This window comes from Aeromonas sp. FDAARGOS 1405 (assembly GCF_019048265.1).
Lineage (GTDB): Bacteria > Pseudomonadota > Gammaproteobacteria > Enterobacterales > Aeromonadaceae > Aeromonas > Aeromonas veronii_A.
On sequence record NZ_CP077311.1, the window covers coordinates 3,048,381 to 3,073,567 of the forward strand.

At 56.5% G+C, this 25,187-nt stretch carries 28 protein-coding genes; 20 read left to right on the top strand and 8 right to left on the bottom strand.

The features are described 5' to 3' along the window. Positions 1-5 precede the first annotated feature (5 nt). Both I6L35_RS14160 and I6L35_RS14165 read left to right on the top strand, forming a co-directional pair. On the top strand, positions 6-566 hold the full coding sequence (locus I6L35_RS14160) for a hypothetical protein (RefSeq protein WP_216978510.1): 561 nt from the start codon (positions 6-8) through the stop codon (positions 564-566). 55 nt (positions 567-621) lie between these two features. Next, the gene (locus tag I6L35_RS14165; protein WP_216978511.1) at positions 622-1,341 is read left to right on the top strand and encodes an SIMPL domain-containing protein; all 720 of its coding nucleotides are present in this window, start codon (positions 622-624) and stop codon (positions 1,339-1,341) included. Positions 1,342-1,439: 98 nt separating this feature from the next. On the opposite strand, the gene I6L35_RS14170 is transcribed toward I6L35_RS14165, so the two are convergent. Continuing rightward, entirely contained in the window at positions 1,440-1,832 is a 393-nt protein-coding gene (locus tag I6L35_RS14170) for a hypothetical protein (RefSeq protein WP_005346723.1), read from the bottom strand. Between the two features lie 101 nt (positions 1,833-1,933). Further along, on the bottom strand, positions 1,934-2,566 hold the full coding sequence (locus I6L35_RS14175; protein WP_005346718.1) for a trimeric intracellular cation channel family protein: 633 nt from the start codon (positions 2,564-2,566) through the stop codon (positions 1,934-1,936). A 382-nt stretch (positions 2,567-2,948) separates the two neighbouring features. On the opposite strand from I6L35_RS14175, the gene flaA reads away from it, so the two are divergent. The 12 genes from flaA to I6L35_RS14235 all read left to right on the top strand — a co-directional run bounded on the left by flaA (position 2,949) and on the right by I6L35_RS14235 (position 14,551). Then, positions 2,949-3,860 carry a flagellin A gene (gene flaA / locus I6L35_RS14180; RefSeq protein ID WP_005346712.1) on the top strand — a complete coding sequence of 304 codons (912 nt, stop codon included), beginning with the start codon at positions 2,949-2,951 and terminating at the stop codon, positions 3,858-3,860. Between the two features lie 580 nt (positions 3,861-4,440). Then, a complete protein-coding gene (flaB, locus tag I6L35_RS14185) occupies positions 4,441-5,346 on the top strand; it encodes a flagellin B (RefSeq protein ID WP_005346708.1) in 906 nt (301 codons plus the stop codon). 33 nt (positions 5,347-5,379) lie between these two features. Beyond that, complete coding sequence (locus I6L35_RS14190) at positions 5,380-5,820, top strand: flagellar protein FlaG (RefSeq protein ID WP_216978512.1); 441 nt, start codon at positions 5,380-5,382, stop codon at positions 5,818-5,820. Between the two features lie 26 nt (positions 5,821-5,846). Then, positions 5,847-7,265 carry a flagellar filament capping protein FliD gene (fliD, locus tag I6L35_RS14195; RefSeq protein WP_216978513.1) on the top strand — a complete coding sequence of 473 codons (1,419 nt, stop codon included), beginning with the start codon at positions 5,847-5,849 and terminating at the stop codon, positions 7,263-7,265. Between the two features lie 25 nt (positions 7,266-7,290). Beyond that, entirely contained in the window at positions 7,291-7,713 is a 423-nt protein-coding gene (gene fliS / locus I6L35_RS14200) for a flagellar export chaperone FliS (protein WP_005346697.1), read from the top strand. Further along, a complete protein-coding gene (locus I6L35_RS14205) occupies positions 7,710-8,018 on the top strand; it encodes a hypothetical protein (RefSeq protein WP_005346693.1) in 309 nt (102 codons plus the stop codon). Before fliS ends, I6L35_RS14205 begins: the two co-directional genes overlap by 4 nt. Positions 8,019-8,024: 6 nt before the next feature. Further along, on the top strand, positions 8,025-10,109 hold the full coding sequence (locus I6L35_RS14210; protein ID WP_216978514.1) for a 6-hydroxymethylpterin diphosphokinase MptE-like protein: 2,085 nt from the start codon (positions 8,025-8,027) through the stop codon (positions 10,107-10,109). Between the two features lie 85 nt (positions 10,110-10,194). Then, positions 10,195-11,814 carry an HAD family hydrolase gene (locus I6L35_RS14215; RefSeq protein ID WP_216978515.1) on the top strand — a complete coding sequence of 540 codons (1,620 nt, stop codon included), beginning with the start codon at positions 10,195-10,197 and terminating at the stop codon, positions 11,812-11,814. Further along, on the top strand, positions 11,807-12,040 hold the full coding sequence (locus tag I6L35_RS14220) for an acyl carrier protein (RefSeq protein WP_005346684.1): 234 nt from the start codon (positions 11,807-11,809) through the stop codon (positions 12,038-12,040). Before I6L35_RS14215 ends, I6L35_RS14220 begins: the two co-directional genes overlap by 8 nt. 56 nt (positions 12,041-12,096) lie before the next feature. Further along, a complete protein-coding gene (locus tag I6L35_RS14225; RefSeq protein WP_216978516.1) occupies positions 12,097-12,792 on the top strand; it encodes an AAC(3) family N-acetyltransferase in 696 nt (231 codons plus the stop codon). Continuing rightward, positions 12,789-13,193 carry a VOC family protein gene (locus I6L35_RS14230; protein WP_216954011.1) on the top strand — a complete coding sequence of 135 codons (405 nt, stop codon included), beginning with the start codon at positions 12,789-12,791 and terminating at the stop codon, positions 13,191-13,193. Before I6L35_RS14225 ends, I6L35_RS14230 begins: the two co-directional genes overlap by 4 nt. Continuing rightward, positions 13,190-14,551, top strand: a complete 1,362-nt coding sequence (locus I6L35_RS14235; RefSeq protein WP_216978517.1) for a DUF4910 domain-containing protein — start codon at positions 13,190-13,192, stop codon at positions 14,549-14,551. The genes I6L35_RS14230 and I6L35_RS14235 overlap by 4 nt, the downstream gene beginning before the upstream one ends. On the opposite strand, the gene I6L35_RS14240 is transcribed toward I6L35_RS14235, so the two are convergent. From I6L35_RS14240 to pseF, 6 genes are read right to left on the bottom strand one after another with little or no spacing between them, the layout of a single operon-like run. Then, positions 14,533-15,279 carry a class I SAM-dependent methyltransferase gene (locus I6L35_RS14240; RefSeq protein ID WP_216978518.1) on the bottom strand — a complete coding sequence of 249 codons (747 nt, stop codon included), beginning with the start codon at positions 15,277-15,279 and terminating at the stop codon, positions 14,533-14,535. The genes I6L35_RS14235 and I6L35_RS14240 overlap by 19 nt on opposite strands. Then, positions 15,279-15,539: a hypothetical protein gene (locus tag I6L35_RS14245; RefSeq protein WP_069527728.1), complete on the bottom strand. Its 261-nt coding sequence runs from the start codon at positions 15,537-15,539 to the stop codon at positions 15,279-15,281. The genes I6L35_RS14240 and I6L35_RS14245 overlap by 1 nt, the downstream gene beginning before the upstream one ends. After that, complete coding sequence (locus I6L35_RS14250) at positions 15,536-16,831, bottom strand: motility associated factor glycosyltransferase family protein (RefSeq protein ID WP_216978519.1); 1,296 nt, start codon at positions 16,829-16,831, stop codon at positions 15,536-15,538. Before I6L35_RS14250 ends, I6L35_RS14245 begins: the two co-directional genes overlap by 4 nt. After that, positions 16,824-17,870, bottom strand: a complete 1,047-nt coding sequence (pseI, locus tag I6L35_RS14255; RefSeq protein WP_216978520.1) for a pseudaminic acid synthase — start codon at positions 17,868-17,870, stop codon at positions 16,824-16,826. The genes I6L35_RS14250 and pseI overlap by 8 nt, the downstream gene beginning before the upstream one ends. Before the next feature lie 6 nt (positions 17,871-17,876). After that, complete coding sequence (pseG, locus tag I6L35_RS14260) at positions 17,877-19,133, bottom strand: UDP-2,4-diacetamido-2,4,6-trideoxy-beta-L-altropyranose hydrolase (protein WP_216978521.1); 1,257 nt, start codon at positions 19,131-19,133, stop codon at positions 17,877-17,879. Then, positions 19,123-19,818, bottom strand: coding sequence for a pseudaminic acid cytidylyltransferase (gene pseF / locus I6L35_RS14265; RefSeq protein WP_216978522.1), 696 nt, complete (start codon positions 19,816-19,818; stop codon positions 19,123-19,125). The genes pseG and pseF overlap by 11 nt, the downstream gene beginning before the upstream one ends. 163 nt (positions 19,819-19,981) lie before the next feature. Here pseF and I6L35_RS14270 point away from each other — a divergent pair, with 163 nt between their 5' ends. The 6 genes from I6L35_RS14270 to I6L35_RS14295 are packed head-to-tail and all read left to right on the top strand — an operon-like array spanning position 19,982 to position 25,088. Then, complete coding sequence (locus I6L35_RS14270) at positions 19,982-20,518, top strand: GNAT family N-acetyltransferase (protein ID WP_216978523.1); 537 nt, start codon at positions 19,982-19,984, stop codon at positions 20,516-20,518. After that, positions 20,515-20,748 carry an acyl carrier protein gene (locus tag I6L35_RS14275; RefSeq protein ID WP_005346661.1) on the top strand — a complete coding sequence of 78 codons (234 nt, stop codon included), beginning with the start codon at positions 20,515-20,517 and terminating at the stop codon, positions 20,746-20,748. Before I6L35_RS14270 ends, I6L35_RS14275 begins: the two co-directional genes overlap by 4 nt. Beyond that, a complete protein-coding gene (locus I6L35_RS14280; RefSeq protein WP_216978524.1) occupies positions 20,748-21,497 on the top strand; it encodes an SDR family NAD(P)-dependent oxidoreductase in 750 nt (249 codons plus the stop codon). Before I6L35_RS14275 ends, I6L35_RS14280 begins: the two co-directional genes overlap by 1 nt. Beyond that, on the top strand, positions 21,494-22,852 hold the full coding sequence (locus I6L35_RS14285) for an AMP-binding protein (RefSeq protein WP_216978525.1): 1,359 nt from the start codon (positions 21,494-21,496) through the stop codon (positions 22,850-22,852). Before I6L35_RS14280 ends, I6L35_RS14285 begins: the two co-directional genes overlap by 4 nt. Continuing rightward, entirely contained in the window at positions 22,849-23,904 is a 1,056-nt protein-coding gene (locus I6L35_RS14290; protein WP_216978526.1) for an acyl-protein synthetase, read from the top strand. Before I6L35_RS14285 ends, I6L35_RS14290 begins: the two co-directional genes overlap by 4 nt. Continuing rightward, positions 23,883-25,088 (top strand): acyl-CoA reductase, encoded by a 1,206-nt coding sequence (locus I6L35_RS14295; protein WP_216978527.1) that lies wholly within the window; start codon positions 23,883-23,885, stop codon positions 25,086-25,088. The genes I6L35_RS14290 and I6L35_RS14295 overlap by 22 nt, the downstream gene beginning before the upstream one ends. The last annotated feature ends 99 nt before the right edge of the window (positions 25,089-25,187 follow it).

Here is a 25,187-nt window from a genome sequence, read left to right on the forward strand (position 1 = left end):
TAATCATGCAGTCATTCAACTGGGTCGACATTGATGGCATCCGTTATAGCTGGGATGGACAGGGTAATATTACCTGCGCAGGCCAGTTTGGCTATCAGGCCTCGATCGCGGGAGACAGGCTGGATGGGATGGAGATAGAGAATGATGCCGGAGATGTAGCCGGATCACTCTATGTTGATTTTGCCTCTGCATCTATTTCCTATGTGCCCTTGATGGGGGCCGAGTCAGCTCAGAACATGATTCTGGTTGGCCATGATCTGGGGCAGCAGGAGTATCCATTGAGCAGTTTTCATGCTCCTTTGTTGCAGGATTTGCTGGGCCAGTCAGATACCATTGCTTGGTCCACAGAGGGATATCGCGGTGAAGGCCGTGACTGTAGCGCAGGGGGACAGGGACATGTTCTGTCGTGGGATTCCTTCCATTTTGATGATGAGGTGCTGGTCTGTGGTGCGACATCACCACTGGATAAAGTAGAGCGGACCCCAGATACCGGCAGTGTGGTCACCATCAGTCTCGATTTGACCAATCAGATACTGGATCAGCTCCCGCCCTTGCACGATATATGAATCCATTGGCTGCACGGGCATAATGACCTCAATCTTTCCGATAGAGGTTTTTTCTATGTGGCGTCCCCTTCTTACTCTTTCCGCTCTGATTGTCAGTGCTCCGGTGCTGGCGATTGAAGTTCCGCAAGCGCCCCATCTGGTGGTGAGTGGTTATGCTGAACAGAAGACCGAGCCCGATATGCTCACCCTCAATGTGGCTGTGAGTGCGTTGGACAAGCAGGGCCTCAAGGCCAAGCAGCAGGTTGATACCAAGGTGGCCGCCTTTTTTAGCAAGCTGGAAGGGTTGGGCATCAAGCGCAACGATGTCGAAGCTGGTAACCTGATGGTCTCGCCGGAATATCAGTATGGTGATAACAAAAAGCCGGTCTTGCTGGGGTACCGTGCCCAGCGACAATTGGCGGTGAAGCTCTATCAGCTCGACAAGTTGAGCCCGTTGATGGACACCGCACTCAAAGCTGGGTTGGAGTCCGTATCCCAGATTGAATACGGGTTGAAATCTCCACAGGTTATCAAGGAACAGGCTCGACTTAATGCCGTTGAGGATGCAAAAATCAAGGCTGAATCTCTGGCCAAGGCATTCGGGATGAAGCTTGGCAAGGTGTACAGCGTGGAGTATCGCAACACATCGCCCATCACCGGCTATAGTCGCAACTTCAAGATGGCACAACCCATGGCAATGGCGGCTGCTCCGGTGCCGGATATGGCGGATAGCAGTTATCAGCAACAGCAGATTACGGTCACTGACAATATCGAGGCTGTTTTCCTGCTGGAGTAACCCCTTCCCTCTTCAGCAGATGAACACTGTAGTGGGACAGAGCCATAAAAAATCCGGCCAATGTGCCGGATTTTCATTTTACAAGTCAGAGATCGAGTTTATGGACAGGGTACGGGAGTGAAGGAGTGATCTCCCAGGCAACGCCAACCCATTTCCGCTCCTCTCATTTGCCAGAGATTATCGCTGCGATAAAGAGTCAGAATATAGAGCATGTCGCTTTTGCCTCCATCGAGCGCAACCGAGAGCACCAAGTCATTATCCAGTTGCTGTGCATGGATGCGACTGGGGATGTCGCTATGGCCGACAAAACGGAGCGCTACCTCACGGTAGTCATTGACCCATTTTTGATGTTGCTCGCTCGCCTGACGTATCTGCTGGTTGAACTGCTGCACTGGCGCCGAGGCTAGTCGTCCAAAAACGGCTTGTGCTTCGGCATGTGCTGCTGTCACGTTCGCCAGGAGGAGAGTGGTAAGCATACCGATTTTGTACATGAGAATATCCGGCTAACAACGACTGCTTCTATGACAACAGAAAAGCCCATTTGGTTCAACGCACAACCCACGGAGGCATATGCCCCTGTGGGTGTGCTTTTTCAGTTGCGTTGCAGCGAGAAGGTGGGTAGTGACAGGTGCCAGTAGATGGCTGCCACCCGCAAACCAAATACGGCCGTCATGCAGATGAGCATGGCTGTTACCCTGTCCATGTTTGCCTCTAGGGCCAGAGTGTAGAGGATTCCACCCAGAATACAGGCTGTTGCATAGATCTCTTTTTGCAGCACCATAGGCACTTCGCGTGCCAATACATCCCGGATCATGCCGCCAGCTACTCCAGTCATGGTCCCCATCAGCACCGCGATTAGCCCCGAGGTGCCAAAATTGAGAGCTTTTTGGGCTCCGATCACCGTAAAGAGAGCCAGCCCGAATGCATCCGCGACGGGCAGTACATACCAAGGCATCCTGCGGGGCAGTTTGACCATCCACATACCGACCAGTGCAGTTGCAATGACGACCCAGATATAGAGTGGATCGCGCACCCAGAACACCGGTGTTGCTCCCAAGATCATGTCACGTATGGTGCCACCGCCTATGGCGGTAACTGCGGCTAATACCATGACACCAAACCCGTCCATTCTGAGTCGGCCAGCCACCAATACCCCTGAAAACGCGAATACCGCAGTACCAAACATGTCGCTGATGTAAACAATCTGCTCAACCAGTGTCTGCATGGAAAACAACTCACGCCAAATTGTTGATGGGGCCGCGATTTTAGGGGCTGGAGAGCCCAATCGCCAACTGTGCTCGACAAAATTGAGAGTCGACACCGCTTTTTTCTCGCATCATTGACAGGGAGGGGCTCGAGTGTGCCTGTTTACCTCCTTGTTGGAGGAGGGGCGCGATGAGTTTCTGCCACGTTTTAGTGGGCGTTTTTTTCCTTAAGTTTATCCCCGACCTGTCGATATATAGGGTAAGCGGCGTTAATGCGATGAAGCGTTGAAAAAAATGCTAAAGACATCCAAAAACGAGCCGTTAAATAAGACGCATCGGGCACAGAAAATAATAAAGCCTGAGCAAATAGAAGAGTAAATTTAATAGCTTAGGAGAATAGTCATGGGCCTTTATATCAACACTAACGTTTCATCACTCAACGCTCAGCGTAACCTGATGAATACGACAAAATCACTGGATACATCCTACACCCGACTGGCATCCGGTCTGCGTATCAACAGTGCCAAAGACGATGCTGCCGGTCTGCAAATCTCAAACCGATTGACCTCCCAGATCAACGGTCTGGATCAGGGTAACCGTAATGCCAACGATGGCATCTCTGTGGCGCAGACTGCTGAAGGGGCCATGGAGGAGATCACCTCCATGCTGCAACGGATGCGGACGCTGGCTCAACAATCAGCTAATGGCTCTAATAATACTGACGACCGAACCGCGTTGCAGCAAGAGTATACCCAGTTGATGACAGAAATTGACAGGGTAGCCAAAGATACCACTTTTGGTGGTCAAACCTTGCTTAATGGTGGTTATGTTGGCTCTTTCCAGGTGGGGGCTGATGCTGGTCAAACAATTACTTTCAGGATGACCACCGCTTTTAGTATCTCCGGTATGGCATCGGCTACGAAAGGTAATGCTACGGTAACAACAACTACAACGGGTGAGCCCTATTCGATAGCGAAAAATGCGAGCGGGACAGTGACGACCACAAGCATTGGTACTATTACCACAGCCAAAGATGCACAATCCGCCATGGCTAACCTTGACTACATGATCAAGGTGGTGGACAGCAAGCGTGCGGAACTGGGTGCTGTGCAGAACCGGTTTGATTCAACTATTCGCAACCAAGCGAACGTCTCTGAAAACGTCAGTGCTGCGCGTTCACGTATTCGTGATGCGGACTTCGCCACCGAGACTGCAAACCTGACCAAGCAGAACATTTTGCAACAGGCTGCCTCGACAATCCTGTCACAGGCGAACCAGCGTCCCCAGTCAGCCCTTTCGTTGCTGCAGGGCTAACAAAAGAAAACAGGGCGGTTGTTCAGGCCGCCCTGGTCAAGAGATGGAACAAAGGGGTGTTCGGTTCGCACTCTGTTCTATCGGGAGAGATATAATTCTCTACTAGTAATGCCAAGTGTTGTCCAGCTGTTCAGTTCTGTCACGCTTGGTCATATTCTCCTGAGCATATGCTCATCTTTAGGCCGGTTTACCGGCCTCTTTTTATTGTGTCGCCAAATTGACGTCACTCTACACAACCTAAGCACAAACCGTGCCACATACATAATTCGGTCATGCCATCCGGCAATTCCTCTCTCTCCTCTTATGCTGTGTTGGCCATCTGGCTTTTCCTTGCCATATACCGGAGAAAAATTGCCGCGTTAGGCAACAATTTTCCTAAAGCTTGTCTCTGTACTGCCGTTAAACAAAGTGAAGCAATCGAGGGGTGTTCGGAATCCAACGTTTGCACTACTGCGGGTGACCTGTCCGTTCAAACAGACACCCGCCAGAAGGATCAGGCTTGTTCAACCTGTTCTTCTAACGGTGGGATGCCGCTTTGCTGGCGCAACCCGCAGTCGCATGTTCTTCGGGAGAATATTTTATGGCTATGTACATTAACACCAACGTTTCATCACTGAACGCCCAGCGTAACCTGATGAACACCAACAAGTCGCTGGACACCTCCTATACCAGGTTGGCATCCGGTCTTCGTATCAATACAGCCAAGGATGATGCTGCCGGTTTGCAGATTTCTAACCGTTTGACTTCACAGGTTAACGGGTTGGATCAAGGTAACCGTAACGCTAACGATGGTATTTCAGTAGCACAAACTGCAGAAGGTGCGATGGATGAAGTGACCACCATGTTGCAACGGATGCGCACTTTGGCTCAGCAATCGGCGAACGGTTCAAACAACACGGATGATCGTGTTGCTTTGCAGCAGGAATATGACCAACTGACGACTGAGATAAATCGTATCTCTGGCGATACCACTTTTGGTGGTCAAAAGCTGCTTGATGGTACTTATAAGGGGTCCTTCCAGGTCGGTGCAGATGCAGGACAAACAATTACCTTCAAGATGACATCGGCTTTCACCATCAAGGGTATTGCATCTGCGACAAAAGGAAGTGCAACAGTCACGACCACTACCACAGGTGAGCCGTATACGATTGGCAAAGCAACTTCAGCAGTTACTACAACTAGTGTCAGCAGTATTAAAACCGCTAAAGATGCTCAGACAGCCATGGCCAACCTTGATTTCATGATCAAGGCTGTGGACAGCAAACGGGCAGAGCTGGGTGCTGTGCAGAACCGGTTTGACTCCACCATTCGCAACCAGTCCAACGTCTCTGAGAACCTGAGCGCAGCTCGTTCCCGTATCCGTGACGCAGACTTTGCGACCGAGACAGCCAACCTGACCAAGCAGAACATTTTGCAGCAGGCCGCCTCCAGCATCCTGGCCCAAGCCAACCAAAGACCGCAATCAGCCCTGTCCCTGTTGGGTTAACAGGCTGTGATGAGATAAAAAAGGAGCGACGATATGGCCAATGAAATTGGAATTCCGTCATCGGTCACTCCTTCTTCTCTTCAGTCAAGTAGCAAGAGCGGCCAATCGGCCGCTCAAGTGCTATCTGGCACAGCAGAAGAGCAGCGGGGGGCGGCCAAGGATATTGAAAAGCAACAGGGACTGCCTGAGCAGGAGAAGGCGGGCAAGCCGAAGATTTCAGACAAGGAAATTGAGAAAGGGGTACAAAACTTGCAAGAGTTCAGTCAGTTGCAAGGATGGACCGTCAATTTTAGTGTCGAAAAGGAACTGGAGCAGGTTGTTATCAAGGTAATGGATGCCAATACCAAATCAATGATCCGTCAGATACCAAGCGAAGAGTTGCTGGCTATCAGCAAACGAATCCAGGATCTCCGCGAAGGGGATGTGATTGGTGGCGGCTCCCGAGTCGGGTTATTGCTTGATAAAGAGATTTAATAGTTACGTTTGCGAGGAGAGTGAGTATGGCCACTATTACGTCTGCTGGTGCGGGCTCTGGACTGGACTTGGAGTCTGTCATCGCTGCAAGTGTTGATGCCAAGAAAGCGCAGCTTTTGCAGCCAATTACCACCAAAAAGACCAACGCCCAGATCACTCTCTCAGGGGTAGGACAGCTGAAGTCAGCAATCGCGACTTTTGTCACCACTCTGAAGGCGATGTCAAAGGATGATGCGTTTAACAAACGTGCGATAAACATCACCCAGGATAAAGATAATCCGGTCCTGAAGGTGGAGAGTAAGAGCGGCGCTTCAAACGGGCAATATGACATCAGTGTCGAAAAATTGGCGAAGACCAGCAAATTTGAAGGCAGTTTCGCCTCTTCGACCACATCTATGATCACTCAAGATGGCACCCTGACATTTAAGGCTGGCGACAAGACCTTTGATGTAGATGTTAAAGCAGGAGATTCACTCCAGTCCATTCGCAAGCGCATCAACAATGATAGTGACAACTTTGGTCTTAGCGTCAATATCATGAATACCTCCGATGGCAAGGCGGCACTTGTGATTGACTCTGGTGTCAGTGGAACAGGTAAGGATCTGCAGATAACCGGCAGTACACCAGAGCTGGCTGACAATTTCATCTCCAAGCTGACCCAGAAGCAACAAGCCCGTGATGCTGAGATAAGCGTGGATGGCAATAAATTGAGCAGTTCGACCAACACCTTCGATGGCACCATTGTGGGTCTCAAAATCACGGTGTTGAAAGAGTCTGAGAGCACCACTACCACGAGCCCGAGTGATGGTACCGTGACGACTACTTACAAGCCAAACAGAGTGGATGTGACGACAGACAAGGCTGGCATCAAGACCATGGTGCAGAGCTTTATCGATGGCTATAACGCTCTGGTGAAGAAGAGCAACGATCTGGGCAAACGCAGCTCTATCGTAGCCGGCGTCAGTCAGAATGATGGTGGCGCCTTGGCGGGGGATGCAACGACCAAGGCAGTGACCAACCTGATGAGTGGCACCGTCACTGAGCCTTCGAACAACTCCTCAACCTTCTCGACCATCTTTCAGTTGGGGGTCAAGATGGACAACAAGGGAGTGCTCTCACTTGATTCGACGAAATTCGATGAAGCGGTCGAGAAGAACTTCGACCAGGTAGTGGCTGTGTTTGGTGGCAAGGACGGAGTTGCTGGTAAGTTGGCTAGCCAGCTTGAGACCTACTCCAAGACAGGGGGGCTGCTTGCCAAGCGGGAAGAGACGCTCAATTCGGACCTGCGTGATGTCAACCGCAAACAAGCAGATGTTGCGGCGCAGCTCACCAAATATGAAGAGACGTTGAGGGCCCGCTACGGCAGTCTGGATACCTTGCTGGCCAAGATGAACAAGTCTGCCTCCTATCTCAACCTGCTCAATACCAACACCAAAACCAGTTAATTTGTAGTCAGGAGCGGTGTCTCATATGTATCGAAAAACGATCAAGGCCTATACAACCCAGAGTTTGCAGTCTGAGCTGGCTGTGGCGGATCCCTATCGCGTGATCCAGTTGTTGATGCAAGGGTGTCTCGAGCGTCTCGCTCAGGCCCGCGGTGCAGTCGAGCGTCGCGATTTCGAGGGTAAGTCCCAATCTATCTCCAAGACGCTGGCCATTATCAATGGTCTGCAAGATTCACTTGATCTCTCTTATGGCAAGGTACCCGAAGATCTGTTCGCACTTTATGACTATATGAAAGTGCGCATGATGGATGCCAGCCGTGACATGGATGTAGGCGCTATTGATGAAGTTATGAACCTCATGCTGACGGTCAAGAGCGGTTGGGATGCCATCCCTGTCGATGAGCGCGACAAGGCGCTGGCACAGCAAAAGGTAGGCAGACCGGCATGAATGAGGTCAACGACACTTCTGTGTCAGCCTTGATGAGACTGGGCGAACAGTTGCAGTCTCTACTGGTACAAGGTGAGCTGGTTGCTGCAGAACAGCTGGCTGAACGTTATCTGCATGATCTGGAAGAGGTGTTCGGGTCACTGCCTCGGGAAGAGGCAATCAATGTGGAACAGCGGCAGGCACTGCTGCAGTTCCAGCTTATTCATGATTGGGTGGGGCAGGAAAAGCAGCAGGCTGAAGCACAATTACGACAATTCTCCCAGGCTGGACGTGCATCCGGTCTCTACAAGCTGAATGCAGGTTAGTTTGACATGGATATCCATCACAAAATTCATGATGTAGAAAGTGAACTGGCACGCCTGGCTCTGCAAAAGCAGCAGGAAGCCGCCATGCTGGAAGTACTCCCTGTTCGTTATGATCTCAATATGGCTGCATTTGCCAAATTCATGCCCGCCATTCATGACTTTTTCAAAGCATACCAGCCTGCCAGGCCTTTTCGTTTCTTCTGTAATGAAAATGGCGTTCCCAATATTCTGTGGCTTGACGAGGGCGTCTCGCTTTATGGGGACGATCCATTTAGCGAGGTTCAGTCGCAGATTGCCGAGGTCATTGAACAAAGCGTTTTGCAGTGCATCGATTTTGTGCCTCAGTGGTATATCGACGGCCAAATCCATATCAAATACAACAATGAAATCTCCAAATTAAAAGAGAAGTCAGCGCTGGAAGGATTGCGTCTCAACGCGGCATTACATTCCGATATTCCTCTGGCACTGATGTATGGCATTGGTTTGGGCTACCAGCTCGGTTGCTTGTATGAACAGTGCAAGATCAAGAATCTGTTTGCTTTTGAGCCCGATCTTGACATGTTTTATGCCTCGCTTTTCTGCTTTGACTGGCATCAGCTGCTCGCCTACATGGATGAGGAGTCGATCAGCCTTCATCTCTTTATCGGTGTTGACGAGCAATTACTGGTCGCTGACATGATGGAGGCGCTGCATCGCAAGGGGGCATTCTGGTCGGCAAGCTATTTCTCCTTCTGCCATTACCACTCTCCCAAGCTAGACGCCTTGATAACACAGGTAGAAAGGGAGTTTTATCTGCTCAAGACGGGGTGGGGGTTCTTTGATGACAACATCTATGCACTTGCCCATAGCCACACCCATCTGCAAGATGGCACCCCCTTTTTGAAACGCTGGCGGGATAGCAGCCCCTTCGAACAGGTCCCGGTCTTTGTGGTTGGCAATGGTCCCTCACTGGATCAGAGTATCGAGTTCATCCGGCAGCATCAGCAGCAGGCCATCATCATCGCATGTGGTACGGCGGTCAGTGCGCTGTATAAAGCTGGCGTCAAACCGGATATCTACGTTGCAGTGGAGCGAACTAAAAGCTCTGCGGATTTTCTGAATATTCTCAATGCCGATGACTTTATCAAGGATACGGTGTTTCTGAGCGTTGATGTCATCCATCCTGAATGCAAGCGCTTTTTTCGCAAAACAGGATTGGCATTCAAGCCCAATGAGCCGATGTTCTCCATGCTGATTAGCGCGTTTGGTCAGGCATTCGAGTACGATAATATCGAATTTTCCAATCCGTTCGTTGGTAATACCGGCCTCAATTATGCGGCCTTGCTTGGCTTCAAGCAGGTGTATTTGTTTGGTATCGACAATGGCTATAAAACAGCCGGACAGCATCACTCCAGCCTGAGTCTCTATTACAACGACAAGCAAGAGGCTAAATACCAGGAAAACTTAAAGAATACTTTCCCGGCACCGGGTAACTTTGGCGACGAAGTGCGTATCAACCATCTATTTGGACTGGCCATTCATAATATGGCCCGTGTATTGCGTGATTATCCCGAGATGCAGTGCGTCAACAGTAGTGACGGCGCTTATATCGAAGGGGCGATCCCTCGCCGTGTTGAATCGTTGCAACCAGAATGGCCGGTACTTGACAAGATCGCACTCATGGATGAAGTGATGGCGACTTGTTTCCAGCCTTTTGACATGGCCAGTTTTGATTTTGCCGCTGCGTTGCAGGTGCCGCTGTTCGTTGAGCTTGTGGACAAGTTCCGTGATGACTGGCGCCAGGTAGCCAGTGAGCACAACGCGGTGCTGGCGATGATGCAACGCCATCACGACTATCTGCTTTATCTGTTGATGAGCCGTGAATCCCATCTCTATCGGGTCTTGATCGGTTCAATGAACTATTTCTACGCCAATATCATCAGCCTGATGATGTCGCAGGTGACAGCAGAACCCGAGGTACTGGCGGTCAAGATAAAAGAGGCGCAGGCAATCCTGGAGTTATTTTTCGAGGACAGCAAAGTTATGTATGCCGATGCGTTCGATGGCCATGATACCACCTACTTTACCGGCCTGGATGTGTTCAAGCGCTAGTCCTTGAATCGGATGGGGATGACTCTGTTCATCTCCATTCCCTAACAGTATGATATAGAAGTATTTAATCCTTTCAGGTGCATATATGGCCACCCTTTCCCTGGCATCCACCGCATTTCTCATGCCCGGTAATGTGGCATGGGCTCCTTTGGCCCGACATGCACAGTTGCAATTTTGTCCTCAAGGTCAATGGCAGCCGATGGCCGCTTGTGACGGACATCTGGTGCTCTGGTTTTGGGAGCAACTGCTGACCGACAGCGAATGCCAGCATTGGTACACCTTGGCTGAACCCGCATTGTCCGAGACCATCGACACCTGGTTGGAAGCATTGCTCTCGCCACTGCGGGGGCTCCCTCATCTTTATCTCGGTGCCTGTTCACTGCAAGGCGGCGGTGTGAGTAGCGCTCTTCATCCCTGGATGATGCAGCTGGATGTCTGCTTTACCCGAGCGCTTGCACGTCACCACATTAGGGATTTGGGGCTGGGTCGCTGGCTCTCTGAGCAGGGGCGAGCCCATTGTGTGGACGAGCGTAATCGTTACCTTCTTTCTTGTCCTCTCTCGATGCACGGCTTGACCAGCCTTGCCGACTGGATTGCCGCGCGTTGGATGCTTGATCAGGCGCCAATACGCAAGGTGCTGGTGCTCGATTGTGACAATACCCTGTGGGGGGGGGTAGTGGGTGAAGAGGGGTTGACTGGCCTTTACCTTGGTCAGGACGGTCTCGGCAAACTCTATCAGTCGTTTCAGGATGCGGCGCTTTACTGGTATCAGCGCGGCGTGTTGTTGGCATTGTGCTCTAAAAACGAGCCTGCAGATGTTTGGCTGGTGTTTGAGCAGCATGGCGCCATGAGACTCAAAAGGCGAAATATTGCAGCATCTGCCATTGGTTGGGGCTCTAAATCTCAAGGTTTGCGACATATTGCTGCCAGCCTCAATCTGGGGCTTGAGGCCTTGGTCTTCTGGGATGATTCCCCCCTGGAAAGGGCTGAAGTTCGCCATGCCCTGCCACAAGTCGATGTCATTGAACCACCAGCAGATATTTGGGCATGGCCTACAACCTTGCTCACTTATGGGGGGTTCTCGCGCATCTTCAGTGGTGATGACGCTCTTCGTCAGGCCTCCTATCTGGCATTGGCAGACGCCGCCCGGTTACGTAGCGAGGTTGGCAGTGAACAACATTTTCTCGCCTCCTTGTCGTTGCGTGCGGCGATACAGCCGTTGGCGGTGGATAACCTTGCTCGTGCCGAGCAGATCATCCATAAAACCCACCAGTTTAATCTCTCCTGTCAGCGATATGAGGCGAGCGAGCTCAAACGGCTGGCGCAGTTTGGCTGGTGCTGGCTAGTGTCGTTGCAGGATCGCTTTGCCGATCATGGCTTGGTTGGCTTGGTGCTGATCATAAACATCACGCCCAAACTGGCATTGCTCGATACGCTTGCTCTGAGTTGCAGAGTGTTGTCCAGAGGACTCGAATATTGGTTACTGGATAGAGTCTCGGCTGCATTGCGCGAGGCGGGGATCGAGCGTCTGGTTATTGGCTCGAATCGTTGTGCACGTAATGAACCTGCGCTGACATGGTTGGCATCCCTGCCGTTGACCCCCTGTGATAATCCGGATCCCGCCCGTTTTTCCCATGAGCATTACCATAGTCTGGCGCTCGAACAGCTGAATTTGCCTTTTTTGGAGTTTTATCACCATGACTGATCTCTTCACTTTGTTGGAACAGCAGTTTCCTTCTGCAACCGTCACGCGAGGCGACTATCAGTTGGGACTTGGGGCCTTTCCGGAATGGGATTCGCTCGGTCATTTCAATTTTCTGCTGCTGGTTGAGCAGACGTTCTCGGTACGCTTCGAGCCTGAAGAGCTGGCGACGATGAAGCAACTTCAGGACATTCGTGATGCGCTGTTGCGGCGTGGTCTTGTGCTGTGATTAAAGCTCTCTCTCATGTTCTTGGCTCCCTTGGGATCGCGCGAGGGAGCGCTATCATGGTTCACACTGACGCCATGGCTGTGGCCCAGTTTCCTGGACGGGGCAATGAAGCCGGCATGCATGCTTTTTGGTTGGGGATGCAGGAGTGGCTTGGAAACGAGGGCACTCTGCTGGTGCCAACATTCACGTATAGCCTGACTCGCCAGAGCTGTTTCGACAGGGCGACATCCCCCAGTGAAGTCGGGTTGATGACGGAGCAGTTTCGCACTCTGCCAGGGGTTGCGCGGACCCGCGATCCTATCTTCAGCGTTGCGGTATGGGGAGCGGGGCGTGACCAGGTGGTTGCAGCAGGGGGTCATGACTGCTTTGGTGAAGAGAGCCCCTTCGCCTGGTTGGCGGCTCACGATGGCTGGATTGCCGGTTTTGCCTGTCATCCCGATCGCATTACCTTCACCCACTATGTCGAGCAGCAACTAGGTGTCGATTATCGCTTTATGAAACGTTTTGAGGGGGATGTCCGCGAGCAGGGAATGGTGCGCCCCTGGTATTGTGACTACTTTGTGCGAAGACTCGATCTGGCCAGCGAGATAGATCTTTCCCGTCTGGTTGAAGCCCTTAAAAATCAGGACAAATGGCACCAGGGGTTATTTGGCAGGTTACCTGTCTGGGCAGTTCGCTGCGCCGACTTTGCCGCAGTGGCAAAAGAGCTGATCGCTGTCCACCCCCATGCGCTTATCAGGGAGGGGAGATGAAACTGCACCATATTGGACTGGTGGTGGCCGAACTGGATCTTGGCGTACGTTATTGCGGCGAGACCCTCGGGCTTTCCCGCTTTAGCGAGCCGGTGCTCGATCCGTTGCAGCGGGTGCATATCTGTTTTGCTTATGATGATGCGGGGATTTGCTATGAACTGATTGCACCGGCCAGTGATGATAGCCCCGTCAGTCAGGCGCTACGTACCCGTCATAACCTGCTCAATCATCTGGCTTATGAGGTGGCAGACCTGGCAATGGCTGCCGAAAAACTGCGGGCCCAGCGTCATCTTCCCCTAGGGCCCAGCCAGCCTGCCATCGCCTTTGGCGGCGCCCATGTCCAGTTTTTCCTGAGCCCCCTTGGCCACATTGTCGAATTGATCGAGGCATCCACCCCATGAGTTTTTCACCCAAGAGTGGCTATCTGCCCACCGACTGGGACGACCAGGCACAAGTCGGTGAGCAACTGCATCGGCTGCTCACCCTGCTGTTTCCGCTCAATCGCAGCCTGACCGGGGACGGGGTTCGGCAGTCGCTGGCCCTGTGGCGCGAGCACTGCCTGCCCGGGCTGCAGATCCATGAAGTGGCCAGCGGCACCGAGTGCTTCGACTGGACAGTGCCTGACGAGTGGAACGTGCGGGAGGCCTACATAGTGGGGCCGGATGGACGCAGGGTGGTGGATTTCCAGGACCACAACCTGCATCTGGTCGGTTACTCGGAGCCGGTGCGCTGCACCCTCTCACTGGCCGAGCTGCAGCCCCATCTTCACTCTCTGCCCGAGCAGCCGGACGCCATTCCCTATGTGACCTCCTACTACAAGCGCCGCTGGGGCTTCTGTCTGCCCCATCGGCTGCGAGAGGCGCTGCCGGAGGGGGAATATCAGGTGGTGATCGATGCCACCCTGGCACCGGGCTCGCTCACCTATGGCGACTGGGTGCTGCCGGGGGAGAGCGAGCAGGAGATCCTGCTGTCGAGCTACACCTGCCACCCCTCCATGGCCAACAACGAGCTCTCCGGCCCCTGCGTTGGCGTCTTCCTGATGGCCTGGCTGGCGTCACTGCCAACACGTCGCTACAGCTACCGGCTGATGCTGGTCCCTGAAACCCTGGGGGCCATCGTCTATCTCTCCCGCCATCTGGACCAGCTCAAGCAGCGTACTCTGGCCGGGTTCAATCTGACCTGCCTTGGCGATGATCGTGGCTACTCCTTCCTGCCTTCCCGCCAGGGCAACACGCTGGCGGATCGCATCGGTCGCCATGTGCTCGGCCATCTGGCACCGGGCTATAAAGCCTACAGCTTCCTGGAGCGGGGCTCCAACGAGCGGCAGCTGTGCGCGCCCGGCATCGATCTGCCGGTCACCTCGGTGATGCGCAGCCGATACGGCTGTTATGCCGAGTACCACACCTCGCTCGATGACCTCTCGCTGGTGACGCCGGCCGGTCTGGCGGGCGGCTTCATGGCGCTGCGCCGGGCCATCGAGTGTCTGGAGCTGGACGAGCGCTGCGAGGTCACCGTGCTGGGCGAACCCCAGCTCGGCAAGCGGGGGCTCTACCCGGATTTGTCGACCCGCTATTCGGGCTGGCAGGTGCGGGAGATGATGAATCTGCTGGCCTATAGCGACGGCAGGCTGACCCTGTTCGAGATTGCCGAGACCATAGGGGCGCCGTTCTGGCGGGTGGAGCCGCTGGCGCGGATGTTGCTGGATGCCGGGCTGCTGCGTCGCCTCAGCCCGCAACCGGACTACTCGATCACCAGATAGGCTGGCCCCGGGTTGTGCGGGGTGCGGCGGATGGCGTAGCGATCCAGCCCCAGCACCTCCTTGAGGGCCAGGGTCTCTCCCGGAAAGGCGGGCCAGTTGAGCTCATCGAATGCCAGCACCGATCCTTTGGTCAGGTGCGGTTTGATGAGCTCGAGGCAGCGGCGGGTCGGCTCGTAGAGATCAAAGTCAAAATAGGCCAGCGCAACCATGGTCTCCGGCTGACGAGCCAGATAGGCCGGCAGCGTCTCGGTCACATCCCCCTTCACCAGCTCGTGCTTGACGATATGATCCAGCGGGCTTTCCGCCTCATGGGCGGCGAGCAGCTGCGCTAGATGTTGTTCATAGTTGGGTGTGACGCCGTAGGCTCCGGGCTGGATGGACGCATCCGATCCATCCTGCGGAGCGTGGGAAGGGAAGCCGCTGAAGGTATCGAATCCCACCAGCTTGCGGTTGTAGTTGTAAGGCTCATACATGCCGCGAAACGAGGAGAAAAGCGCCAGGTTCTGACCCCAGCGGGTACCGAAATCCATGATGACACCGTGGACTGGCACGATCTTCTGATACAGCTCGTGCATGAACAGGATGCGGGAGAGCGACTGGCGCTTGAGGTAGAGGCCCAGGTTGTTCTGCAGCTCGGCCGCAGGCAGCGGGCTGGCGTGCAGCAACTCGCTGAAGGTCTGGCGACGTGACAGCTCCTGCTCGGAGGCGTTGGAAATGGCCTTTATCATCAATGGTCTCCTGTGGTGGTTTCGCCGGCCGGGGTCGACAGGCAGTGCACCACTTCATATTCGAGGTAGTCGGCCAGTCCCAGCCAGTCCTGGCGCTCCTGGCACTGCAGCAGGGCAGCTACCAGTCCGGGTGGCAGGTTGCCCTGCTCGGTGAGCACCTCTTGCAGCAGTTCCGGCAATGCCTGACTCGCGGCGACCGACTGCCCCAGCCGAAACTGGTGTGCCAGGGCGGTGAGGCGGGTGATCTGGCCGTTTTTCATTGCACGTACTCCGGGTGATAGCGGCAGCCGGCGATCTCCGCCCCTTCCCGGCTGCAGTTCCAGAACTGCACCTCGGGGTGGCGCGCTATGTAGCGCTCGAGCTCGGTGCGGTAGGCGGAAAAGTTCGGATTGGTCTTGACCCGCCGGCCATGGCCGTCGAGGGCCCAGCTGAGTGCCAGCGCGGCGCTGGGACCGAGCGCACCGTCGGCCCAGCCCGAGTGGGTGAGCTCGCCGGGAAAGGCGAAGTCGGTACCCAGCAGGATGACCTGGTGGCAACCCATCTGCACGGCGAGATCCACGGCGGGATGAATGACGCTGCCGCCCGAGTGCAGCACGCCCTTGGGGAGCGTCTGCCGCAGTTGCTGATACATGGGGCTGCGGGAGTAGGCGGTCTTGCGCGGCCCCTGCCAGGCCAGCAGGGCTGCCGTGGGAACCGTGGGGTAATAGACCAGGGTGGTCTGGGCCGACTGGGCGGCGGGCAGCCGGTTGCCGTGGATGGCGTCATCGATGGTGACGACGATGTCGGGCCGGATACCGTGGCTGAGCAAAAACGCCAGCGCGGTATCGACGCTGATCAGCAGGTAATCCTGCCGACGGCGCTGCAACTGGGCCTGCAGGGTGGCCAGGTTGTGCTGCAGGGTTGGGCCACTCGCCACGATCAGCGCCTGCTTGCCCTGAGCCAGACCGAACAGGGAGGCCACATCGCCGTCGCCGGCCAGGAGATCGCGGTTTTCGGCCAGCCGCCGGGTGATGTCGGGGTGCTCGGCGTCGAACCTAGCCCGGGCGAACGGCAAGTCGATTTCACTCACCAGCCGGTCGCGGATGCGGGCGGCGGCATCTTCCACCAGCAGCAGCTCGGGCGGCAGGGCGAAGAAGGGCAGCCGCACCTCCCCTTCGTCGCCGGCCATCATCAGCTCGACCCTGGGGTCAGTCAGCCAGTCCTGCTGGTCTAGCAGCCGCAGTACCAGGGCAAACAGGGCGCCATTCATGATCTTCACTTCCAGCCGCTTGAGGCTGCTGCGCCCCAGCAGAGCGCGCGGCAGATCGCCGAGCCCGGTGCCGTAGAGGTGCAGCACCGGCTGCTCGGGCAGGCTGGCGGCCTGCTGCTCGGCTTCTTTCACCCGATCGTGCCGGCTGGTGAGCTGGATGCCGTGGAGGCTTAGGGTGGAGCCGAGCCCTTCGGTCAGCTCGGCCGGCAGGCTTTCAACGTCCTGTGCCAGCAAGCGGGGCCAGAGGGCGGGCCAGCGCTGGCTGATGAGCCTGCCGTGCTGGTTGAAGAGATCATCACTCATCGTTATCTATCCACTCCCAGCTCAGCGGTTGATTGGCACTCAGGCTGCGGTTGACCCGCTTGCCGATGAGCCGATCGTAATCGGCCGGGGGCAGGCCGAGGGCGGGGCGCACCGACTTGATATGCGCTGCGGTGAGCTGCTCGCCGGCGGCCATCTCCTTGACCAGATAGAGGGAGCGGCGAAACGCGCGGTTACCCTGTTCACTGGCGGTGAGCTGGTAATCTGCCACACCGAGGGCGGCATGAGCGGTATTGACCGAGGCTACCAGTTCGGTAAGTTCAGCCGGTTCCATGGAGAAGGCGCAATCCGGTCCGCCGTCGGCGCGGGCCAGGGTGAAGTGTTTCTCGATCAGGGTGGCCCCGAGCGCGGTGGCGGCGATGGCGGTGGCAGAGCCGAGGGTGTGATCGGAGAGCCCCACCTCGACCCCGAAGCGCTGGCGCAACATGGGGATGGTACGCAGGTTGTACTCGGCTGCCGGCGCCGGATAGCCGCTGACACAGTGCAGCAGGGCCAGCTGGCCGTTGCCATGCTTGAGCGCAATATCGACCGCGGCGGCGATCTCGGCCTCGTTCGCCATGCCGGTGGACATGATAAGCGGCTTGCCGGTCTGGGCAGCGTAGCGGATGAGGGGCAGATCCACCAGCTCGAAGGAGGCGATCTTGTAGGCCGGGCAGTCGAGGGATTCCAGCAGATCCACCGCACTGAAGTCGAACGGACTGCTGAAGACCGTCAGCCCCAGCTCGCGCCCTTTGGCAAACAGTGCTTGGTGCCACTCCCAGGGGGTGTGCGCCCACTCGTAAAGGTCGTACAGGTTGCGACCATCCCAGAGGCCGCCGTGGATCTGGAACTCGGGCCGATCACTGTTGAGGGTGATGGTGTCGGGCCGGTAGGTCTGCAGCTTGACCGCACTGGCCCCGGCTTCCCTGGCGGCGGTCATGATGGCCAGGGCGCGATCCAGGTTGCCGTTGTGGTTGGCCGACAGCTCGGCGATCACGTAGGGAGCCTGCGCCGGGCCGATGGATTGATGGGCGATCTGCATCTGTGTTCAGACTCCTGTGCCAAGTTGCCAGCCTTGCGGCGCCAACTGCCAGGGGGCAGGGGGCGCTATCTGCGGTGGCTCGGCAAGATAGAGGGGAAATTGGGAGAAAATTGTTTGCAAGCGATGTGCCAGCTCTTGCCACTCCGCTGGTTGCAGTGGCCGGGTGGCCTGCCATGTCAGCTGCTGACCGTTCAGCGTCAGTGTGAGCAGCGGCCGGTCATCATGGCGTAGTTGCCACTGTTGGCCATCTGGTAACAGTTGATAATCCGATTGTTGCAGCAACCGGGCGGTGAGCCGATCCAGCCCCAGCCCGTCCACCTGCTGCTGGCCACGGCGGCGGTAGTCGTCTGACTGTTGTTCAAGCCGGTGCAGGGCCTGCAGCAGCCGCTCAGGCTCGGCCAGCTCGCTCAGGGTCAGCCGCTCGGCCAGCTGAAAGCGGGCGATCACCTGGTCGTTGAACTGCTGGTTGTCGACGATGGGCACTGCCAGGGTCGGCAGGCCGAGACAGGCCCGCTCCCAGGTCATGCCGCCGGCGGCGCCGATGGCGAAGTCGTGCCGGCTCATCAGGTCGGCCATCTGGTCGCTCTGGCGCAGCAGCACCAGATCGAGGTCGGCCAGCTCGGCCACTCTCTGTTCCAGCTCGGGCCAGAAGGGGTTGGCGCCGCCCGCCACCAGGGTCCAGCTAATGGTGCGGGCCCAGGGCAGCTTGGCCAGGCTGTTGAGGGTGACGAGGCAGGCGCCGGCGGGATCGGCGCCGCCAAAGCAGACAAGGCCCCGTTGCCACTGACTGGCGTGTGGCCGCGCCAGCCGGCGATAGGCGGGGCGCAGCAGGGCATAGTCGGTGCCCAGCAGCAGCCGGCAATCGGCTGGGGTGAGCGGCTGGTAATCGGCGGTGCGGCGCAAGGGGCCCTGATCCAGCAGTAGCTGGCAGTGGTGCGGTCGGTCGGCCAGATCATCGATCACCAGCACGCGGCGGCAGTGGGCGGCCAGCTGGGTTTCGAGCCGCTGGTCAATCTGGTAGTGATCAAACACCAGCCAATCGGGCTGCAAGCCAGGCAACGGGCCGGCGGCGTCCAGCGCGCTCAGGGGATGATGGTGATGGGGCCGCAGCAACGACAGCAGGTGCGCCGGCAGATCGTGGCAGAGGAAGTGGCACTCGGCCCCGGCGGCGTGCAGCCGATCGGCGATGGCCAGGCAACGCATCAGGTGGCCCAGCCCGATCTCGGCGCCGGCGTCGAGCCGGAAGGCAACCCTAAACGTCATCTTGGGCCAGCACTTGATAGAGCAGTTCGGCCAGGTGCCAATCTTCCGGCGTGTCGATGTCGACTACCCTGTGCCTCGGCAATATGTGGCCGAGCCCTTCCCCGCCCACCGGGCTGATCCCCCCCAGCCAGGCCACGCGGCTGCCCCAGTAGAATTGGCCGGCATCCTGATAGGCGGGCTCCAGATCCTGGGAACGTTTCGCCATCTGCTCCGGCCAGAACGGCGTGACCCTGCCTTGCGCGTCTATGCGCACCGCCCGCTGGATCGGGAAGCCGAATTCGGCCACCGTGTAGACGAAGGGGGCCTTGCTTGCGATCAGCCGCTGATAGGCGGCCTTCAGGCCATCGGCTTGGATAAGCGGGACCGTGGCATAGATGCAGCAGTAGTGCTCTGCCTGGATGCCTAACTGATCGAGCCGCTGGATAGTGTCGATCACCACAGGGGTGGTACCTGTGTGATCATCGGCGAGGCTTGCAGGCCGAAGAAATGGCACTTCCGCGCCCAGTTGACGAGCAACTTCGGCAATCTCCTCATCATCGGTGGAGACCACCACCTTGTTGAAACAGCCTGATTGTTGCGCCGCCAGGATGGCATAGGCGAGCATGGGCTGGCCACAAAAGGGGCGGATATTCTTGCGTGGAATGCGTTTGCTGCCACCCCGGGCCGGGATAATGGCGATGGCCATGATGGGCTCTCTCTGCTGGATTAATGACTGGCCAAAGCCAGGATAATCGATGACAACTCTTTGATTATTTTTGATATTATACTGGTTTTTCTGCTTGTATTATCGATTTTTGCTACGGAATGGCAGCAGTGTGGTCGATAAGAGAGACGGGTCATGGAACTGGATGGCGTTGAAGATGAGTTATGGCGTTGAGCTACGCCCGATAGCGCTGTGGGATCTTCCTGCTTTGCGGCGTTGGCGCAATCAGGATGAGGTGCGAATGCAGATGGTATCCCAGACGCGTATTTCACCGCGGCAACAGCGCCAATGGTTTGCCGCCACCCGTGAGCGGCTGGATCAGCAGCACTGGGTGCTCTGGTGCAAGGGCGTGCGAGCGGGTTACGTCAATCTGAAAGGTGAGTCTCAGGGCGAGCTGCAGGGTCAGGCGATCGCCGATGCGGGGCTCTATCTGGGCAACTCAACCGTGCGGCATCCCATGTTGGCCGTTGCTGCTGCCTTATCCCAGCTTGATCAGGGTTTTGATGAGTTGCACATCGGTTGTATTCGCACTCTGGTTCGGGAGAACAATCGCTCTGCCCTACGCTTGAATGAACAACTGGGTTATAGCCAGATAGGACAAGAGAACGGATTTTTTGCATTGGAACTGCTGCCGGCGAATTACTATGCCGCCCGTGAGCGGCTACGGAGATTTTTCAGATGACAATCGCATTGGAACAGGTTTTTGCCGAGGCGCTGGGTATTGATATCGGCAGCGTCAGCGATGGGTTGGCCTACAACAGCATCCCGCAGTGGGATTCTGTAGCCCACATGGGGCTGATTGCCCAGTTGGAGGATAACTACGGCGTGTTGCTCGACACCGATGACATTATCGACATGAGTTCAGTCGCCAAGGCACGCGAGATCCTGGTCAAGTACGGGGTCGCTTTCTGATGAAGGGGCTGTTGCAGGGCAAGCGGGTGTTGATCACCGGTGCCGGGCGTGGCATCGGTCTTGCCATCGCCCGTCAGTTTGCCTCTCAGGGGGCTGAACTGTGGCTGGGAGGCCGTGATGAGGTGACGATGAGCCAGCTGGCGACCACGATTGGTACCGAGTTTGGCGTGCCCTGCCAGCCTCTCTGTTTTGATGTGGCTGACCCGTCGGCGGTCAAGCAGGCCTTTCAACAGCTTTTTACCCAGAGCCGATCGCTGGATGTGCTGGTCAACAATGCCGGCATGCTGGAAGAGGCGTTATTGGGGATGGCTAACCAGACCCATCTGCAAAAGACATTCAGCAACAATACCTTTAGCGTGATCTACTGCAGCCAGTATGCCGCGCGCCTGATGCAACGCTGCGGTGGCGGCAGCATCATCAATCTCGCCTCCCTGATGGGGCAAGTGGGGGCTGTGGGGCTTAGCAGCTATGCCGGCAGCAAAGCTGCGGTGATCGGTATTACCCAGTCACTAGCCAAGGAGCTGGCCGCCAGCCAGATCCGGGTCAATGCCATTGCCCCGGGTTTTATCGATACCGATATGGCGCATGCTATCCCGCAAGAGAAGTTTGCCGAGCGGGTGGCCAGCATCGCGATGGGACGGATTGGCACGCCAGATGAAGTGGCCAAAGTGGCCCTGTTTCTTGCATCCGACTTGTCGAGCTATGTGACCGGGCAGGTGATTGGAGTCGATGGGGGGATGGTGATTTGAACCGGCCTGATTTGCTGACCCATCTGGTTGAGGGTAACAGCGAGCCCGCCTGGCGAGACCCGCAAGAGGGGTGGCTCAGTTATGGTGAGCTGGCCCGGCGTGTGACGCAGTTGGCCACCACTTATCCCGTAGGTCGTCATTTGGTCTACCTGCCATTTGTGACGTCCACCCTGCATCTGCTTCACTACTTGCTGGCCCTGCGTGATGGCCACGCCATCATGCTGGCCGATCCTGCACAGGATGCCCGGTTGCACCATGAGCAGTGCCAGCGCTTTGGTGTCAGCCTGCGGGTATTGGAAGATGGGGCTGTTGCGCATCTTGGCGATGCGCCTTCACTTCACCCTGAGCTGGCCATGCTGCTGCCCACGTCGGGCAGCACGGGGTCCTGCAAATGGGTGAGATTGTCGCGAACCAATCTTGATGCCAATGCCGCGGCCATCGCCGAATACTTGGCGCTGAACGGGCGTGAGCGCGCCATCACCTCGTTGCCACTTTTTTACTCCTTCGGTATGTCGGTGCTCAACAGCCATCTTTTGGCTGGCGCCTCTCTGGTTTCATGTACTGCCAGTCCCCTTGAGCGCCACTTCTGGGATGAGGTAAATCGCCATCAGGTCACCAGCGTGGCGGGGGTCCCGTTTACCTTTCAGATGCTAAACCGCTTGCGTTTTGAGTGGGCCCGCTATCCCAGCCTGATGACTCTGACCCAGGCCGGAGGACGACTTGAGCCGGCACTGGCAAAAAAGTTTGCCGAGCAGGCCTCCTTGCTGGGACGCCGTTTTTTCGTGATGTATGGCCAGACCGAAGCGGCGCCGCGCATCGCTTGGTTGGCACACGATGAAGTGATGATTGCCCCGGATGCCATTGGACGTGCCGTACCGGGCGGGCGTCTCTCTCTGCGTCATGAGCCCGGCTTTCCCGACGGGGAAGGGGAGTTAGTCTACCAAGGGCCAAACGTGATGCTGGGCTATGCGGAGCTCCCTGAAGATCTGGCTCGGGGGCGTGATATGGATGCGCTCTTTACTGGCGATCTGGCTCGTTGTGATGAGGCGGGCCGATTCTATTTGACCGGACGGCTCAACCGTTTCCTGAAGCTGTTTGGCAAACGGGTGAGCTTGGCTGAAGTGGAAGCCTGGTTGCAGGGGAGGGGCTATTCCTGCGCTGCGACCGGCCTCGATGATCGCCTGCTGGTAGCCATCGAGGCAGACGCGTGCCCCAGTGATGCACTACAGCTGGAGCTGGCCCGCTGGCTGATGGTGCCGCCATCAAGCGTTCGCATTTATCGGCATCATTTGCCACGACGCAGCAATATGAAGATTGATTATCCTGCCCTGTTAACACAACTGGAGCAGCTATGAACAGGCTGTTTGATGCGCCGGTTTTCGGGCTGCCCCAACAGGAAAAAAGTGGGCTGCTCCTTGCTCGCCTGAATGAATTGACGCAGCGCCATGCGCAGGGGTGTCCAGCTTTTGCCAATATTCTGTCGGCGTTTGGTTGGGGGCAGGCTTCGACTTATCAAGAGCTTCCCTATCTGGCCGCCCGCTTGTTCAAATTGGACCAATGGCAGAGTGTGCCGCAAGAAGACGTGTTCAAGGTGCTCACCTCCTCTGGCACTACCGGAACGCCGTCACGCATTGTGCTGGATCGGGATACCGCCGCGTTGCAGAGCAAGGTGCTGGTGAAGATCCTGCAAGAGTTTGTCGGCAAGCAACGGTTGCCCATGCTGCTGGTGGAGCAGCCTGCCCTGATTCAAAACCGCAGCGGCTTTTCAGCCCGCGGAGCCGGTGCGCTGGGCCTCTCCTTCCTTGGCCGTGACCATACCTATGCTCTCGATGAGCAGATGCGGCCCAACTGGCCGGTCATCGAGGCGTTTTGTGACAAATATGCGGGCCAGCCGGTCCTGTTGTTCGGCTTTACCTTCATGGTATGGCAATGTTTGCTGGAACCGCTGCGTGAGCGCGGTCTGCAATTGCAGCTGACGCAGGGCACGCTTTTTCACAGCGGTGGCTGGAAGAAGCTGCAACACCTCGCGGTGGATAATCCTGCCTTCAAACAGCGCTGCCATGAACAGCTGGGGCTGAAGCGGGTGCATAACTTCTACGGCATGGTGGAGCAGGTGGGGTCGGTGTTTGTCGAGTGTGAGCATGGCCATCTTCATGCTCCCCTCTTTGCCGATCTGCTGGTGCGGGATCCGCTGACTCATCGACCACTCGGGGTCGGCCAACCCGGCTTGCTGCAGGTGATCTCCGCCATTCCCCAAAGTTATCCCGGCCACAGTTTGCTCAGCGAGGATCTTGGTGTGCTGCTGGGGGAGGATGATTGCCCCTGCGGCCGTCGTGGCCGTTATTTTCAGGTATCAGGACGTCAGCAAGGCGCAGAGGTGAGGGGATGCAGCGACACTTTCCAGTGAGCCGGTCAGATGTAGAAGATGCCGCGTGGCAAGCGGGGCCAGAGGTTGCTTTCGCGGCTCCCGTCAGCGGCTGGCAAGGTTTTGTCACTCGCCCGCTGCCAAGCTTTGCGCCCGTCATCTGCGATTTTGTGGCTGCGCTCTCTGCACGTCTGCTGAAGGAGGGGCGAGAGAACCCGGATCTGGTCGCCTTTGGCTTTTGGTTGCGGCCGCGCCAGATTGAGGTACAGCACAAACGCATGGCAGGGCGTGCACCCTTGGGGATGGTTTTTCATCTGGTCCCCTCCAACGTGCCGACCGTTGCATTCTACTCCTGGATCATGGCGCTGCTGATGGGCAATGGGTCCGTGGTACGTCTCTCATCGCGCATCGACCCTGTGCAAGAGGCCATGTTGGCCATCCTGAACGAGCTCTTCTCTCTGCCCGAGTGGCAAGAGATTGCCTCCCGTACCCGTTTTATCCGTTATGACCACGACGAGGGCATCACCGCCTGGCTGTCGGCCCGGTGTCGGCTTCGTATTATCTGGGGAGGTGATGAAACCATCAGCCGGGTACGGGCTATTCCGCTCTCACCCCGCGCTCAGGAAATCGTGTTTCCGGATCGCCGCTCCATGGCGGTGTTGGATAGCCAATGGCTCGCTAACCTGGATGCTGCTGCGTGGCGGCAAGTGGTCGCGGCTTTGCAACAAGACTTTACCCGTTTCAATCAACAAGCCTGCGCCTCACCCACCACCATTTGCTGGCTGGGCACTCCCACCAGTGCGTTGCGCCGTTGTCTGCTTGAAGGGATCTTCGCTCCATTTGCAGATAATCCCTCCCTGATGATGGAACGCCTTATCAATAGTCAACAAAATGCCGCCCATGATGGCCAGATGAAGCTGGAGACCTTTTCTGGCGTCACCTTATTGACTCCCACCGCCTCTTTGCGGCTTGCACACATCGGAGGAGGTACAGTCGCCGAATTTGTTGCCGATAACCTTGATGAGTTGCTGCTACAGCCTTGGGATATGCAGACCTGTGTCTGGGTTGGCCCGGATAAAACGCAGCTTGAGCATGCGCTCCTGGTATCGCCAGGTTGTCGTATCGATAGGGTGGCAAGTCCGGGACAAGCGCTGGCATTCGAATGGCTCTGGGACGGCATCGACATGCTGGTGGCCTGCAGCCGTCAGCTTGCCCGCATTGAATAGTGGATTCCAGGTCACATAAATCAAGTTATATCAATCAATTAGCTTGGTCAGGCACAGCTCTTGCAGTAATTATTGTGATGAAGGGCAGGAAAGGTTGAC